Consider the following 1,506-nt stretch of genomic DNA (forward strand, 5'->3'; position numbering starts at 1 on the left):
CCCCGCAAAGCGGCGGAACAGCGTCCTACAAGTGAAAGACTGTCCTGATTCCAGTGCGGGAAGATGACAGAAAGGACGCGATAAAGATGGGACCTAACACGAGACCCTGCATTGGACATCGGCTCCTCAGCGGCTGAACAGGGACCTCAGCCGCTACCACAAGGATCGCACGGATCGGGCGCGCGAAGAATTGCTCGTCGAGCTTGGTGCCGCGATGCTCTGCGCAGACCTCGATATCGTCCCTGAGCTGGAGCCGAGGCCCGATCATGCCGCCTATATTCAGGGCTGGGCCAGCCTGCTGGGCAGCGACAAGCGGGCGATCTTTCAGGCGGCCGCCCACGCACAACGCGCGGTCAATTATCTCCACGAATTCCAGCCCCAGGCGGAAGAAATGGCGAGTGCGGCCTGATGTTACGCGCTCCGCTGTTGCAAGGGGAGAGCGCCGAGCCCTCCCCGATCCGCTTTCGCGTCATCAGTTTGGGCGCGGGAGTGCAATCGACCCCTTCGTCCTGATGGCGGCACACGGTTATTTTTGCCCTATATTCGCCGATACTTGCAGGGAAGCGGTCGTTGTCTACGACCATCTTCGCTGGTTGCCTCGCCGAATGTGCTGCCCTTTGCGCGAAATCTCCCCAACGTCGCTGAGGGCAAGCATCGGGCATCGATTCCCGCTTTACCCCCGGCACCGTCGACCGGGATTTCCATGCGGATAAGCCGAGCCGCGAGACCATAGAGAAGCGCATAACTCGGCGGGATTGCCTCAACTAGGTCGACATCTTGACGTGGCCGGCTAGGGCCAGCTCGACCTTTGGCCAAATGAAGGATGTGCGGCGTGTGATGGTCCAGTTTGGCAAGCGTCGTTCGCTCGGCAGAGCACATCAGGGTGAGCCCCGCCTTGCGGCTGGCCCCGTTCGGGCGGTAACCCGAGGCCGAACCCTGATCAGCCGGCTGGTGCCGGCGTCCAGCCCAAAGATGCCTATCGATGTCCGCTATGCGGCCGCTCCTGCTTGAACAGCAGATTATCGGGCTCCTGGGACTCGCCTCGCGGCCCGTCATCGTTCGGCCGATATCAGGAGGCGGGTGCGGCTCTTTCCTAGCTGTCCGTCGTTCTACAATGACGCGTGACGGGGACGGCCAGGCTTGATGGTGCCTGACGTTAGTCGAAGTTGCGGTGATCATGCCGATGGGAGCTCGACCGTCGTCTGGCCGGCGGTTTCATGGAAAGGCCCACCACCTGCGTCCTCGATGGGGCTGGTCTGACCGAAGGCCGTCTTCGCTTCGCTGCGCCTCGTTCTTAAACCCGCAACAGCCGGTCGCGACTTTCTTCCCCTGGCGGCTGCGCCGCCATTCCGCGCGGAACAAGAAAGCCTCCCCCTGGCTGCCCTTCACTGTCGTTGCGGCCCTAAGGACCACCCCATTGCGCACGCCCCAAGGGGGCCCCCGGGGGTGCGGGCCCAACGCCAACCCGACCAAGCACCCCAACGCGGTCGCGGTGGTGGCGGGCCC

The 1,506-nt window shown here is 63.3% G+C and carries 1 pseudogene; it reads left to right on the forward strand.

Going from position 1 to position 1,506, the window contains the following annotated elements:
• Window positions 1-97: 97 nt before the first annotated feature.
• Window positions 98-409 (forward strand): annotated as a pseudogene (locus NKH13_RS35475) (zincin-like metallopeptidase domain-containing protein); the annotation flags it as partial.
• Window positions 410-1,506: the final 1,097 nt, after the last annotated feature.

Origin of the sequence: Mesorhizobium sp. M1348, from assembly GCF_040317925.1 — a bacterium.
Classification (GTDB): domain Bacteria; phylum Pseudomonadota; class Alphaproteobacteria; order Rhizobiales; family Rhizobiaceae; genus Mesorhizobium.